Origin of the sequence: Limimaricola sp. AA108-03, from assembly GCF_050847355.1 — a bacterium.
In the GTDB taxonomy this organism is placed as follows: Bacteria; Pseudomonadota; Alphaproteobacteria; order Rhodobacterales; family Rhodobacteraceae; genus Limimaricola.
The window spans coordinates 38,036-50,343 of record NZ_CP193758.1 but is presented as its reverse complement, the minus strand read 5'-3'; the positions used below and the strand labels follow the sequence as shown (position 1 = coordinate 50,343).

The following is a 12,308-nucleotide window of genomic DNA, read 5'->3' as shown; positions in this document are numbered from 1 at the left end:
CATGCAATTGCTGCAATGCAGCATCATTGGTTTGACCGGGCTGCGTTTTCCTCCTGCCGGCCGATCGGGCAGGCAGCGTCAGATCTGTCTGCGGGGCGATCATTCGCCGCGCGAAGTCCCCGGCAGGCGGCGATTTCGACGGAACCGCCCGTTTCGCACGGGCCGCCAGCCCCGACCGCGCAAGGGCGAATCATTCCCGGCCAACACTCGGGGGCAACTGTGTCGTTTCTTAGAGGCGAATGGGCTGTTTGTTTCGGATCATGGCGTTGAGGATGACGAGGAGCTGACGGGCAACGGCAATGAGAACTGTTTTGGGGGCTTTGCCGGCAGCCTTCATTCGATCTCGCATGGCAATCAAGAGCGGCACGCGGCGGGACGCGCTCAAGGCCGCGATGTAGAGAGCCTCGCGGACTTTGCGTCGTCCTCCCCATATACGTCGTGTGCCGCGCCATGTGCCGCTCTCGCGGGCATGTGGAGCGAGCCCGGCGAGAGAGGCGATCCGACGCCGACAGAGCGTGCCGAGTTCGGGCAGTTCGCCGAGAAGCGTTGCCAGCACCGTCGGTCCAATCCCAGGCACGGCGCGAAGCAACTCCGCATGCTCGGTAAGTTCGGGGCTGTCTCCGATCAGAGCCGCAATCTTGCGATCCATGATGACAATGCGGCGGTCGAGCAGCGCGATCATCGTCTCGATCTCGCGCAGGATTGCTGGCTGGCCGGCGCTGTGGCGACGCACCTTTTCGGCTTTCCGCATTTCGACCAACTGCCTGCGGCGACGAAGGAAATCAGAAAGTCGGGCCCGATCCGGATGAGGCGGCGCGGTAACCTCGAGAGGCAAGAGGCGCCCCATATCAGCCAGTATGCGCGCATCGACCCGATCCGTTTTGGCCAACACGCCCGTCGCGCGGGCGAACTCTCGGGCTTGGCGCGGATTGACCCGTGCGAAGCGAAGGCCCCGGTCGCAGAGTGCCTTGATCAAAAGAGTGTCGCAGCCGCTGGTGGCCTCGAAGACGACTAGAGAGTTTGCAGGCAAGGACGCGGTCCAGCGGGTAATGCTGTTCGGATTGTTATCGATCCTCACCACCACCTTGGTCGGCAGGGCGTGCGTATCGATCCAGCCGCGGGCAAGGTCGCAGCCGATGACGGTCTGTGGCATGGTAAAAGCTCCTGTCCATGTCATGCGGGATCGGAGTCAGCCGTCCCAAGCAACTGTTCAGGTTGATCGCGACGCGGAAGGGACCCTTGCTCCCACACGGGCTCTCGACCCTGGGGGGGGACGGGCTCCCTTCCGCACCGCCATTCTACTCCATTCGCAACAGACAGGGGGGGCTTTCGACGCATTGCAGTCGCTGGCCGAGATCGAACTTGGATCGACCCGCGCCGCTGTCCCATCGGGGATAGGCGGCGCCTATCCCCGACCCCCGCGAAGGCCGTCTCAGCCTTCGGCCGGCGCGTCGCCGACCTGCTTGAGCCGCAGCGCCTGGGTCCGGCCATCCTTGGCCTCGCCGAAGAAGATCGTCTGGTGCGGGAAGGGAATCTCGATCCCGCGCGCGTCGAAGATCCGCTTGAGGATGCCGTTATAGGCCCGGCCCAGCCCCCATTGCGTGCCCGGCACGGTCTTGATCCGCGCCCGCACCACCACGGCGCTGTCGGCGAAGCTGTTGACGCCGAACCACTCCATGTCGCCGATGATGTTGACGCGCTGATCGGGGTCCTGCTTGAGCTCTTCGAAGGCGTCGAACATCGCCTGCTTCGCCTCGTCGACATCCTCGCGATAGGCGATCCCCATGTCGCAGACGAAATACGAGAAATCGCGCATGAAGTTCGACACCATGTCGACGCTGGAGAACGGAATGATGTGGAAGGTCCCCTGCACGTCGCGCAGCGACACCGAGCGCACGGTCAGCTTCTCGACCACGCCGGTGGTGCCGCCGACGGTGACGACGTCGCCCACATTCATCGCGTTCTCAAACTGGATGAAGACGCCGGTGATGATGTCCTGCACCAGCTTCTGCGCACCGAAGCCGATGGCGAGGCCCAGCACACCGGCCGAGGCCAGCAGCGGCCCGATGTCGAGGCCGATCTCGGCCAGGGCGAACATCAGCGTGAAGATCAGCAGCGCGATCGCGAAGGCGTTGCGCAGCAGCGTCAGCAGCGTGGTCTCGCGCGAGGTCGGGATCTTGCCGACCTCGGGGTTGAGCCGGTAGTCGATCCAGCTGTTCACCGCGAGCCAGATCATCGCCGCCACCAGCAGGATCAGCGCCAGCGAGACGATGCGGCCCGTGGCCTCGAGACCGACCGGCGAGGCGAACCAGCCGCCGAGATCGTAAAGCCCGATCACGTCGAGCGTGTAGATCACCACCGCCAGCGTGACGACGAGGCGCAGCGCGATCAGCACCTTGGGCACGATCGCGTTGAGGCGCGGCTCGAGCAGCGGCAGCTTGGTCCGCATCTCGGCGGGCAGCACCACGCCATGGCGCAGCGCGCGGCCGATCGCGCCGATGATCAACGAACCGATCAGCGCCGCGGCCAGCACCTTGCCCGAGGCGAGAAGATAGCCCGCCACCACATCGGCCGAGCGCGAGATCACCACCACGAACATGAAGCCCAGATAGGCCAGCGCGAACCAGTGCCAGGTCCGGGTCAGCGTGCCCAGCGTGCCGCCGAGCTGCTTGCGCGCCGGTGGCGTGGCCGCCGGACCCGCGCCGACCGGCGCCCCGGGGGTGGTTTCGGAAACGACCACGTCCGCATGGTCTTCGGGGAGGTCCTGCTCGTCCTCGACCTTCTCGGCCATCAGGCGGCGGGCGATCCAGTTCGCGACGTCGTCGCGATGCCGGATCACCAGCACCACCAGATAGACAAGAACGAAGACCGACAGCAGCGCCGAGACGCCGAGACCGGCGGCGAAGGAGACGTTGCGGTTGACCAGCGGCAGCACCAGAAGCTGGCCGTAGCCCAGCACGCTCACCACCACGTTCACGTGACGGTTCAGTCGCAGCGCGGCGCTGTTCGACAGGTTGACCAGCCGCAGCCCGCCGGTGGTGGGCGAAACGATGGCGCGAATGGCCACCTTGACCAGCTCGACCAGCAGGAAGGCGTTGAGATAAAGCGCCTGCCGGAACCCGACCTCGGCATATTCCCCCAGCGCCATCAGCGAAATCGCGTAACCCAGCGCCCAGGCCGCGACCACCACCGCGGCGTCGAGCAGGGTCGAGCCGATGAAGATGAAGATCGTGCGCAGGAAATTCGCATGCAGCGCGCGTTCGCCCATGCGGCGATAGACCGGTTTCGTCAGCGCGCGCAGGCCCATCCAGACCGCCACGGTGATGACGATGACGAGGATCAGGCTCTGGAAGGTCTCCCACAGCACCGGCAGGTCGAGGCTTGAAAGACCGCCCAGAAGATTGCCGTTGCCCGAGAAGCTGCGGACGATCTGGTCCGCCTGCACGGCCAGCCCCTCGGCGATGTCCTGCGTGACCTGGGCGATGCGCGAGCCGATCGAGACGCGCGGCTCGATCTCCTGCACCTCTTCGGCGGTCGCGGCCAGCGCCTCGATCGGCTCGGCCTCGGTGGTCACGCGCTCCAGCTCGGCGATCAGCGCCTCGCGCGCGGTCTCGTCCCGCAGCACCTCGAGAAGACCGGTGAGCGGGCCCGCTTCGGCCTCGGCTTCTTCGGTAGCCGCGGCTTCGGCGGGCAGGATCTGGGCGAGGGCCTGATGCGGCAGGGCGAGGCCGAGGATCAGGCCCAGCATCAGGGTCATCGCGTGTATCAGTTGGGCAAAGGGTCGCGGCATCGGCGGCCTTCCTCCTGGTCGTTCGGACGGGCCCAAGCACCGTCTGGCGGCCGGGCGGCTGGCATTGCGGTCGAGACGCCCGACGGGGGCGCCCGGGATCATGTCTCGGCGCGCACCCGTGGCACGGCGCCGTTTCGGAGGCAGTGCCTATCGCGGCACCGCGGATGAAGAAAGGGGGATACAGCCGTGAAACCGCTGCCATTCCCCGCCACAGGGCGGTCCGGCGCGACAGCGGCGGGCGGGGCCCGGGCGGGAATAGACGAGCGTAGCATGGGCCTTGGACAGGCGCGCGGGCCCGCAACGGCGCGGCGACGGCATCGGCTTCACGACCGCGTCAGGCCGTCTGCGGCGCCGGGCGCACGCGCCCCAGCACCGGCGACAGCGCCGCGATCAGGAGCGCGAAGAGACCGACCAGGGCGAACGAGACCCGAAGCGAGCTGATATCGGCGACGAAGCCGATCGCCGGCGGACCCAGCAGCATCGCGCCATAGCCCAGCGTCGCCACCGAGGCGATCGCCTGTCCGGCCGGGATCTCGGGATCGGCGGCGGCGCGGCTGAAGGCCAGCGGGATCACCGCCGCGTAGCCCAGCCCCATCAGCACGAAGCCCGCGAGCGCCACCGCGAGACTGCCCGCGAGGGCGCAGGTCAGGTAGCCCGAGGCCGCCAACAGCCCGCTTGCCAATGCCACGCGGCGCGGCCCGTGGCGGGTGATCAGCCGATCGACGCAAAGCCGCATCGCCACCATGGTGACCGAGAACACCGCGTAGCCCAGCGTCGCATGCGACTCGGCCGTGCCCAGCACATCGGCGAGAAACACCGCGCTCCAATCCACCGCCGCCCCCTCGCCCAGACCCGCGCCAAGCGCGATGAGGCCCACGAAGACCAGCGCGCCGCGCGGAAAGGCGAAGACCGGGTCGCCCGCGCCACCGCTGGCGACGCGCGAGGTCCAGTCGATCCGCAGGAATGGGCCGAACAGCAGTGCCGTAAGGAGTGCCGCCAGCACGAAATGCAGCGAGACCGGAGCGGCGAGGCTCGCGGCCGCGAAACCGCCGGCGGCGCCCAGCCCGGCGCCGAGGCTCCACATCGCATGAAAGGACGACATCACCGAGCGCCCCATGTGCCGCTCGACCTCGGCGGCCCAGGAGTTCATCGCCACGTCCATCGCGCCGTGGCACATGCCGAAGAGGAACAGCGCCAGCCCGAGCGCCGGTACCACCGGGGCGAGCCCGACCAGAGCGATCGAGACGAGATAGACCGCCGCGATCCAGCGTGTCACCCGCACCGCGCCGAAGCGATCGGCCAGCTTGCCCGCGATCGGAAAGGAGACCAGCGCCCCCACCCCCATCACCAGCAGAAGCAGCCCGAGCGCGCTCTCGCCCAGGCCGAAGCCCGAGGCGACCGCCGGAACCCGCGAGGCCCAGCAGCCCAGAAGCACGCCGTTCAGGGCGAATGCCGCGGCGACGCTGCGCCACGGCGTGATGATCTCGGCCATTCGGTCTCTCCCGGCCCGCTCGGGCGTCGTTCAAATCGATTTCTGCAAGGATAGGCCCCGCAAGCGGAAGTACCATAGGCGGGACGATAACCGGGCGGCGAGCTGCCGCGGGACCCGGAGCGGATCGGCCTCATCCGCAAATCGATGGCCGCCCCCATCCGTTTGGGTTAGGCCGATGCCATGATGGATGCTCCGAATCTGCATATCCGTGCCGCCGAACCGGGTGACGCCAAAGCCCTCACGGCCATGGCGAACCTGCCCGGCGTGAGGCATGGCACCCTGCGCCTGCCCTTCGATCCGCAAAGCAGGATCGAGCGTCGCCTTGCCGCCGACTCCGGCAATCATTTCCTCGTCGGGGTCATCGAAGCCGGGAGCGTCCGAGAGATCGTCGCCCATGCGGGGCTCATGCCGTGCAAGAGACGCCGGGCCCATGTCGGCGAGGTGCTTCTGATCGTGCATGACGACCATGTCGGCAAGGGCTACGGCACGGCCATGTTCCGGGCGCTGCTCGATCTCGCGGACAATTGGCTGGGGCTGCGCCGACTGGAGCTCGACGTGAACGTCGGCAACCACGCCGCGATCCGGCTCTACGAGCGGCATGGTTTCGAGGTCGAGGGGACGAAAAGGCAGGACGGCATTGGCCCTGCAAGGCATCCGGAATGAAAGCTGTCCGGCTGAAACCTCGTCCCGCGCCGATCGCATGAACTCCCGGACGAAACGGCCGGGGCCCGCCAAGATCGTGGCATTCGGCAAGGGCATCGCCGCCTCGCGGCGATGCCCTGCGCGCTTATTTCAGGTCGCTCGGCAGCAGGGCCTCGGGCATGTTCTGGTAGCTCACCGGGCGCAGCCAGCGACGGATCGCCAGCGTGCCGACCGAGGTGGCGCCAAAATTGGTCGAGGCCGGGTAAGGCCCGCCATGCACCATCGCATCGGCCACCTCGACCCCGGTGGGATAGCCATTGACGAGAATCCGGCCCGCCTTGCGCTCCAGCACCGGCATCAGCGCCCGGGCCAGATCGGTGTCGGCCTCTTCCATCTGAAGCGTCGCGGTGAGCTGGCCGTGCAGACCGGTGGCGGCACGGGTCATGTCGGCGGCGTCCGGCACCCGCACCACGATGCCCAGTGGCCCGAACACCTCGTCGGCGAGATCCTCGTTCGCCTCCCAGGCGGCGAGGTCGGTCTCGATCAGCCACGGCGTGGCGTTGCGGCCCTCGCAGGCCTGACCGAAGCTCTTCTTCGCCAGCCGGGCCATGCGCTCGGCCCCCTCGCGGAAGGCGTGGGCGATGCCGTCGGTCAGCATCACCTGCGGCGCACCCGCGCCCATCGCCTCGGTGGCCGCCGCGACCATCGCCTCGGCCGCATCGCCCTCGGTCACGAAGACGACGCCGGGATTGGTGCAGAACTGCCCGGCGCCCATCGTCAGAGAGGCGGCCCAGTCGCGGCCGATCTGCTCGGCGCGGGTCTCCATCGCGGCGGGCAGGCAGAAGACCGGGTTGATCGAGCCCAGCTCGCCGAAGAAGGGGATCGGCTCGGGCCGCGCGGCGCACAGATCGAAAAGCGCGCGCCCGCCCTTGAGCGAGCCGGTGAAGCCCACCGCCTTGATCAGCGGGTGCTCGACCAGCGCCCGCCCGACCTCGAGCCCGCCATCATGCACCATCGAGAAGACGCCGCCCGGTAGGCCGGAGGCCGCGACGGCCGCGGCGATGGCCTCGGCCACGATCTGCGAGGTGCCGGGATGGCCGGGATGGCCCTTCACCACGACCGGGCAGCCGGCGGCCAGCGCCGAGGCGGTGTCGCCCCCCGCTACCGAAAAGGCGAGCGGGAAGTTCGAGGCGCCGAACACGGCCACCGGGCCCACGGGGCGCTGGATCATCCGCAGGTCGGGACGCGGCAGCGGCGCCCGGTCGGGCAGCGCGGTGTCATGCCGGCGGTCGAGGTAATCGCCCTTGCGGATATGCTCCGCGAACAGCCGCAGCTGGCCGCAGGTGCGGCCGCGCTCGCCGGTCAGCCGGGCCTCGGGCAGGCCGGTCTCGGCGGTGCCGATGGCGGTGATCTCCGCCCCGCGCGCCTCGATCTCCTCGGCGATCTTCTCCAGAAGCGCGGCACGCTCCTCGCGCGTGGTGGCGGCGAAGGCGGCAAAGGCGTCCTCGGCCGCGCGTACCGCGCGGTCGATCAGCTCGGGCGTCCCCTTGGGGTAATCGCGCGACGCGCCCTCGGCCGGGGCGGAGGCGAAGCTGTCGCCGCCCGTGACGGTGTCACCCGCGATGAGATGGGCTCCGGTCATGTCTTCTCCTTGTCGAATTCGAACGGGGCGGTGGTTACCCGCCGCCCGAGCGTCATGGCATCGGCCACGTGGATCATCGGCGCGAGGTCGACATCGCTTTGGCCGCGCGCGACCAGATCCGCCATGCGAGCGTAAAGCGAGGGGTATTCGCCGGGATGGTCAACCAGGTTTTCCGCCACGCCATCGACCTCGAGCCGGGCGCCGCCGTCGCGGAGCGCCAGCGATCCCTTGCTGGTCTCGATCTCGATGTCCCATGTCTGCGGGCCTTCCTGCCGCCAATCGAAGACGGCGCTGACATCCCCGGTGAAGTCGAGCCGGGCCGCGATCGGCGTGTGGCGGTTCTCGGGAAACTCCAGCTCGGCGGCGACGAGATGCACCGGTTCGGGCAGGATCTCGGTCAGGATCGACAGCGCGTTGATGCCCGGATCCATCACCCCCATGCCGCCGGGCTCGAACACCCAGTCCTGACCCGGATGCCATTTGCGGACATCCTCCTTCCAAGTGATGCGCACGCCCCGCACCACCCGCTCGACCAGCCGCGATTTCGCCGCTGCGACGCCCGCCGCCATGCGGCTGTGCCAGCTGGCAAAGAGCGTGACGCCCTGCTTCTCGGCGAGCCGCTGCAGCGCCTGCACCTCGGCCAGCGTCTGACCGGGCGGCTTTTCCAGCATCACGTGCCGCCGCGCCATCAGCGCCTTGCAGGCATAGTCGAAGCGCGGCTGCGGCGGCAGGCAGAGCGAGACCACCTCGATATCGGGGCGGGCCGCGAGAAAGCCGTCGAAATCATCATGCGCCTCGACCCCCTCGACCGAGCCCGACCGGCTCACCGTCGCGGCGAGGTCCCAGTCGGGACTGGCCTTCAGGGCCGGCACGTGCTGGTCGCGGGCGATCTTGCCGATGCCGACGAGGGCGATCTTGCGGGGCGGGTTCGCGTAGCTCATCAATGGCTCTCCCTGCCGACGGCGTTGCCGCGGCATCCGACGAGGAAATCGAAATCCGCCCCGGTCTCGGGCCCCATCACCCGCTCGTGGTAGAGGCTGGCATAGCCCGAGGCCGGGGCTTTCGTGTGCGGTGTCCAATCCGCGAGCCGCGCCGCCAGTTCCTCGTCGGAGATGTCGAGATGCAGCCGCCGCGCCGCCACGTCGAGTTCGATCATGTCGCCCGAGCGCACCACCGCCAGCGGTCCGCCCCGCGCCGCCTCGGGCGAGGTGTGCAGCACCACCGTGCCATAGGCCGTGCCCGACATGCGCGCGTCGGAAATCCGCACCATGTCGGTGATCCCCTTGCGCAGGATCTTCGGCGGCAGGCCCATGTTGCCAACCTCGGCCATGCCCGGATAGCCGCGCGGGCCGCAATTCTTGAGAACCATCACGCAGCTCTCGTCGATGTCGAGATCCTCGTCGTTTATCCGCGCCTTGTAGTCGTCGATATCCTCGAACACGACCGCCCTGCCCCGGTGCCGCATCAGCGACGGCGTGGCGGCCGAGGGCTTCAGCACCGCGCCCAACGGCGCGAGGTTGCCCTTCAGCACCGCGATGCCCCCGGATTTCGCGAGCGCCTTCTCCACCGGCAGGATCACGTCCTCGTTCCAGTTGCGCACCTCGCGCACCTCGTCCCAGATCGTGCCGCCCGACACGGTCAGCGCCTCGCGGTGCAAGAGCCCGGCCTCGCCGAGCCGCTTGATGACGACCGGCAGACCGCCGGCGTAGAAGAACTCCTCCATCAGGTGCTTGCCCGAGGGCATCAGGTTCACCACCGTCGGCACGTCGCGGCCGCAGCGGTCCCAATCGTCGAGGGTCAGGTCGATGCCGACGCGCCCGGCCACCGCGAGCAGGTGGATCACGGCGTTGGTCGAGCCGCCGATCGCGGCGTTGGTGCGGATCGCGTTCTCGAAAGCATCCTTGGTCATGATGTCCGAGGGCTTCAGGTCATCCTTGACCATGTCGACGATCCGCCGTCCCGTCAGATGCGCCATGACGCGGCGGCGCGCATCCACCGCCGGGATCGCGGCGTTGCCCGACAGCGCCATGCCGAGCGCCTCGGCTATGCTCGCCATGGTCGAGGCCGTGCCCATTGTGTTGCACGAACCGGGCGAACGCGACATCGAGGCCTCGGCCTCGACGAATTCCTCTGCCGTCATCTCGCCCGCGCGCACCGCCTCGGAGAACCGCCACAGATGCGTGCCGGAGCCGACCTTCTCGCCCCGGAAATGGCCGTTGAGCATCGGCCCGCCCGAGACGAGGATCGCCGGAAGATCGACCGAGGCCGCGCCCATCAGCAGTGCAGGCGTGGTCTTGTCGCAGCCGGCGAGCAACACCACGCCGTCCATGCACTTGCCGCGGATCGCCTCCTCGACATCCATGGCGCACAGGTTGCGATACATCATCGCCGTCGGACGCAGAGTGGACTCGGAGGGCGAGAACACCGGGAACTCGACCGGCAGTCCCCCCGCTTCGTAGACGCCGAACTTCACCCGCTCCGCGAGATCGCGCAGATGCGCGTTGCAGGGTGTCAGCTCCGACCAGGTGTTGCAGATGCCGATCACCGGGCGGCCGTCGAACAGGTCGGCGGGCAGGCCCTGGTTCTTCATCCAGCTGCGGTGATAGATCGCGTCCTTGGACGAGCCACCGAACCATTCCTGCGAACGCAGTTTCCGGGGCCAGGGGGCGGGGGTGAAGCTCATGGGGGGCCTTTCAGAGCGGGGTGACGCGCGCCATGCCCGCATCGGGGGCCTGCGCGAGCGGGTTGATGAGCGGCAGGCCGAAGGGCGCGGCCTCGATCTCGAACACGTCGCCAACCTGAGTGCGGATGCCGTCGCCGAAACTCAGCGTCGCGGTGCCGAACATGTGGACGTGCAGATCGCCGGGCTGGCGGAAGATGCCGTATTTGAAGTGGTGGTGTTCGAGGTTGGCGAAGCTGTGCGACATGTTCGCCTCGCCCGAGACGAAGGGCTTTTCCCAGATCACCGTGCCGTCGCGGCGGATACGGCTGCTGCCGGCGATGTCGCGCGGCAGTTCGCCGACGAGGATCTCGGGGCCGAAGCTCGCCGGGCGCAGCTTCGAATGCGCCAGCCACAGGTAATTGACGCGCTCGGTCACGTGGTCCGAGAACTCGTTGGCCAGCGCCCAGCCGAGCCGCGCCGGCTGGCCGTCCGGGCCGATCAGGTAGATGCCGGCGATCTCGGGCTCCTCGCCGCCATCCTCGGCGAAGCCGGGCGAGACCAGCGGCGCGCCCGGTGCCACGGCGGAATGGCCGGTGCCCTTGTAGAACCATTCCGGCTGCGCGCCGATGCCGCCGCCCGCGGGCTTGCCGCCCTCGAGCCCCATGCGGAACATCTTCATGCTGTCGGTCATGGTCTCGGGGTCGGTCTCGGCATGCATGGCGTCGCGCGTCGCCGCCGAGCCCAGATGCGTGAGCCCGGTGCCGGTGAGATGCATGTGGCCCGGATCGGGGTGCTGGATCGGCAGCATGAGCCGGCCCTCGGCGGCGAGCCCGGCGAGATCGACCGCCGGACCCAGCCCCCGCGCGGCGATTACCTCGGCGATGCCGCGCCCGGTCTCGATCGCCTCCCAAGCCAGCGCGTAGGTCGAGGCCGCGCCTTGCACGATCGCCGCCTCGCTGCCCTCGCGGGCCACCACCGCGACTCCCTCATCCGTCCTTACCTGCGACAGCAGCATGCCAACCCCCTCCCGGTTCGGGGCCAACTTGCCAATGAGAGTGATATCGAACAAATAATGCTTCCTGATGGCAACATACCAAAACCGTGATGAATCGGCGGACCGGCTGCTGCGGCGCGGGCTGAAGCTCGGGCATCTGCAGCTTCTGGCGCTGCTGGAGCGGGGCTGTCAGCTCGGCACGGCCGCGGAGACGCTCGGCATCGCCCAGCCCGCCGCGTCGCGGCTGCTGTCGGAGGCCGAGCGCATCGCCGGATGCCCGTTGCGGCGGCGCGACGGGCGCGGGATCCGGCTGACGGCCGAGGGCGTCGCGCTGGCCCGGCGCGCGGGGCGGGTGATCGGCGAGCTCAACGACGCCGAGCGCGAGCTGTCGGAGATCGCCGCCGGTCTCTCGGGCGAGGTGCGCATCGGCGCCGTCACCGGCCCTGCGATGGACCGGGTGCTGCCGGCGCTGCGCAACGCACGGCTGTCGATGCCGAAGCTGCGGATCCAGGTCGAGGTGGGCAATTCCGGCGAACTGGCCGAGGCGCTGCTCGATAACAGGCTCGACCTCGCCCTCGCCCGGCTGCCCGACGACCGCTCGGCCGCGCTGTTCGACGTCACGCCGCTGAGCGACGAGCCGGTCGCGCTGGTGGTACGGCCCGGCCACCGGCTGCTGTCGATGCCGGAGCTCGCACCCGCCGACCTGCTCGACTATGACTGGATCCTGCCGGCGCGCGGCACGATCCTGCACGACACGGTACAGGACCGGCTGGAGCGGCTTGGTCTGCCCGCGCCGCAGGTCGGCGTCACCACCTCCTCGTTTCTGCTGACGCTGGCGCTGGTGCAGCGCAGCAACGCCGTGGCGCCACTGGCGCGGGCGGTGGCGTCGCGTTTCGCGGGCGGGCCCTGCGCGATCCTGCCGATCGATCTCGGCATCTCGGTGCTGCCCTACGGGCTGATGACCCGGGCCGGCGCGGCGCTGCCCCGCGCGGCGCAACGCATGGCCGAGCTGCTGGTGCAGGCGGTACCGGACACGCCCGGCATCGACTAGCGCCACATCCTGAGGCGGCCTTCCCCGACCATTAT

The 12,308-nt window shown here is 68.9% G+C and carries 9 protein-coding genes; 2 read left to right on the top strand and 7 right to left on the bottom strand.

Annotated elements, in window-relative coordinates:
- Positions 1 to 229: 229 nt before the first annotated feature.
- The 3 genes from ACRAQ3_RS17680 to ACRAQ3_RS17670 all read right to left on the bottom strand — a co-directional run bounded on the left by ACRAQ3_RS17680 (position 230) and on the right by ACRAQ3_RS17670 (position 5,282).
- The gene (locus ACRAQ3_RS17680; RefSeq protein WP_162620613.1) at positions 230 to 1,153 is read right to left on the bottom strand and encodes a transposase; all 924 of its coding nucleotides are present in this window, start codon (positions 1,151 to 1,153) and stop codon (positions 230 to 232) included.
- A gap of 279 nt (positions 1,154 to 1,432) precedes the next feature.
- Positions 1,433 to 3,757, bottom strand: coding sequence for a mechanosensitive ion channel domain-containing protein (locus ACRAQ3_RS17675; protein ID WP_432256708.1), 2,325 nt, complete (start codon positions 3,755 to 3,757; stop codon positions 1,433 to 1,435).
- 367 nt (positions 3,758 to 4,124) lie between these two features.
- Positions 4,125 to 5,282: an MFS transporter gene (locus tag ACRAQ3_RS17670; protein WP_432256707.1), complete on the bottom strand. Its 1,158-nt coding sequence runs from the start codon at positions 5,280 to 5,282 to the stop codon at positions 4,125 to 4,127.
- A 180-nt stretch (positions 5,283 to 5,462) separates the two neighbouring features.
- On the opposite strand from ACRAQ3_RS17670, the gene ACRAQ3_RS17665 reads away from it, so the two are divergent.
- A complete protein-coding gene (locus ACRAQ3_RS17665; RefSeq protein WP_432256706.1) occupies positions 5,463 to 5,945 on the top strand; it encodes a GNAT family N-acetyltransferase in 483 nt (160 codons plus the stop codon).
- A 124-nt stretch (positions 5,946 to 6,069) separates the two neighbouring features.
- On the opposite strand, the gene ACRAQ3_RS17660 is transcribed toward ACRAQ3_RS17665, so the two are convergent.
- The 4 genes from ACRAQ3_RS17660 to araD1 are packed head-to-tail and all read right to left on the bottom strand — an operon-like array spanning position 6,070 to position 11,243.
- Positions 6,070 to 7,566, bottom strand: coding sequence for an aldehyde dehydrogenase (NADP(+)) (locus tag ACRAQ3_RS17660; protein WP_432256705.1), 1,497 nt, complete (start codon positions 7,564 to 7,566; stop codon positions 6,070 to 6,072).
- Positions 7,563 to 8,507 carry a Gfo/Idh/MocA family protein gene (locus ACRAQ3_RS17655; RefSeq protein ID WP_432256704.1) on the bottom strand — a complete coding sequence of 315 codons (945 nt, stop codon included), beginning with the start codon at positions 8,505 to 8,507 and terminating at the stop codon, positions 7,563 to 7,565. Before ACRAQ3_RS17655 ends, ACRAQ3_RS17660 begins: the two co-directional genes overlap by 4 nt.
- The gene (gene araD, locus ACRAQ3_RS17650; protein ID WP_432256703.1) at positions 8,507 to 10,249 is read right to left on the bottom strand and encodes an L-arabinonate dehydratase; all 1,743 of its coding nucleotides are present in this window, start codon (positions 10,247 to 10,249) and stop codon (positions 8,507 to 8,509) included. The genes ACRAQ3_RS17655 and araD overlap by 1 nt, the downstream gene beginning before the upstream one ends.
- Before the next feature lie 10 nt (positions 10,250 to 10,259).
- Positions 10,260 to 11,243, bottom strand: coding sequence for an AraD1 family protein (gene araD1, locus ACRAQ3_RS17645; protein WP_432256702.1), 984 nt, complete (start codon positions 11,241 to 11,243; stop codon positions 10,260 to 10,262).
- Between the two features lie 67 nt (positions 11,244 to 11,310).
- Here araD1 and ACRAQ3_RS17640 point away from each other — a divergent pair, with 67 nt between their 5' ends.
- Positions 11,311 to 12,273, top strand: a complete 963-nt coding sequence (locus tag ACRAQ3_RS17640) for a LysR substrate-binding domain-containing protein (protein WP_432256701.1) — start codon at positions 11,311 to 11,313, stop codon at positions 12,271 to 12,273.
- Positions 12,274 to 12,308: the final 35 nt, after the last annotated feature.

Bases quoted from the DNA above. Each gene is read 5' to 3' on its own strand.
- ACRAQ3_RS17680 (WP_162620613.1), bottom strand. From the start codon at position 1,153: ATGCCACAGACCGTCATCGGCTGCGACCTTGCCCGCGGCTGGATCGAT.
- ACRAQ3_RS17675 (WP_432256708.1), bottom strand. From the start codon at position 3,757: ATGACCCTGATGCTGGGCCTGATCCTCGGCCTCGCCCTGCCGCATCAG.
- ACRAQ3_RS17670 (WP_432256707.1), bottom strand. From the start codon at position 5,282: ATGGCCGAGATCATCACGCCGTGGCGCAGCGTCGCCGCGGCATTCGCC.
- ACRAQ3_RS17665 (WP_432256706.1), top strand. From the start codon at position 5,463: ATGATGGATGCTCCGAATCTGCATATCCGTGCCGCCGAACCGGGTGAC.
- ACRAQ3_RS17660 (WP_432256705.1), bottom strand. From the start codon at position 7,566: ATGACCGGAGCCCATCTCATCGCGGGTGACACCGTCACGGGCGGCGAC.
- ACRAQ3_RS17655 (WP_432256704.1), bottom strand. From the start codon at position 8,507: ATGAGCTACGCGAACCCGCCCCGCAAGATCGCCCTCGTCGGCATCGGC.
- araD (WP_432256703.1), bottom strand. From the start codon at position 10,249: ATGAGCTTCACCCCCGCCCCCTGGCCCCGGAAACTGCGTTCGCAGGAA.
- araD1 (WP_432256702.1), bottom strand. From the start codon at position 11,243: ATGCTGCTGTCGCAGGTAAGGACGGATGAGGGAGTCGCGGTGGTGGCC.
- ACRAQ3_RS17640 (WP_432256701.1), top strand. From the start codon at position 11,311: ATGGCAACATACCAAAACCGTGATGAATCGGCGGACCGGCTGCTGCGG.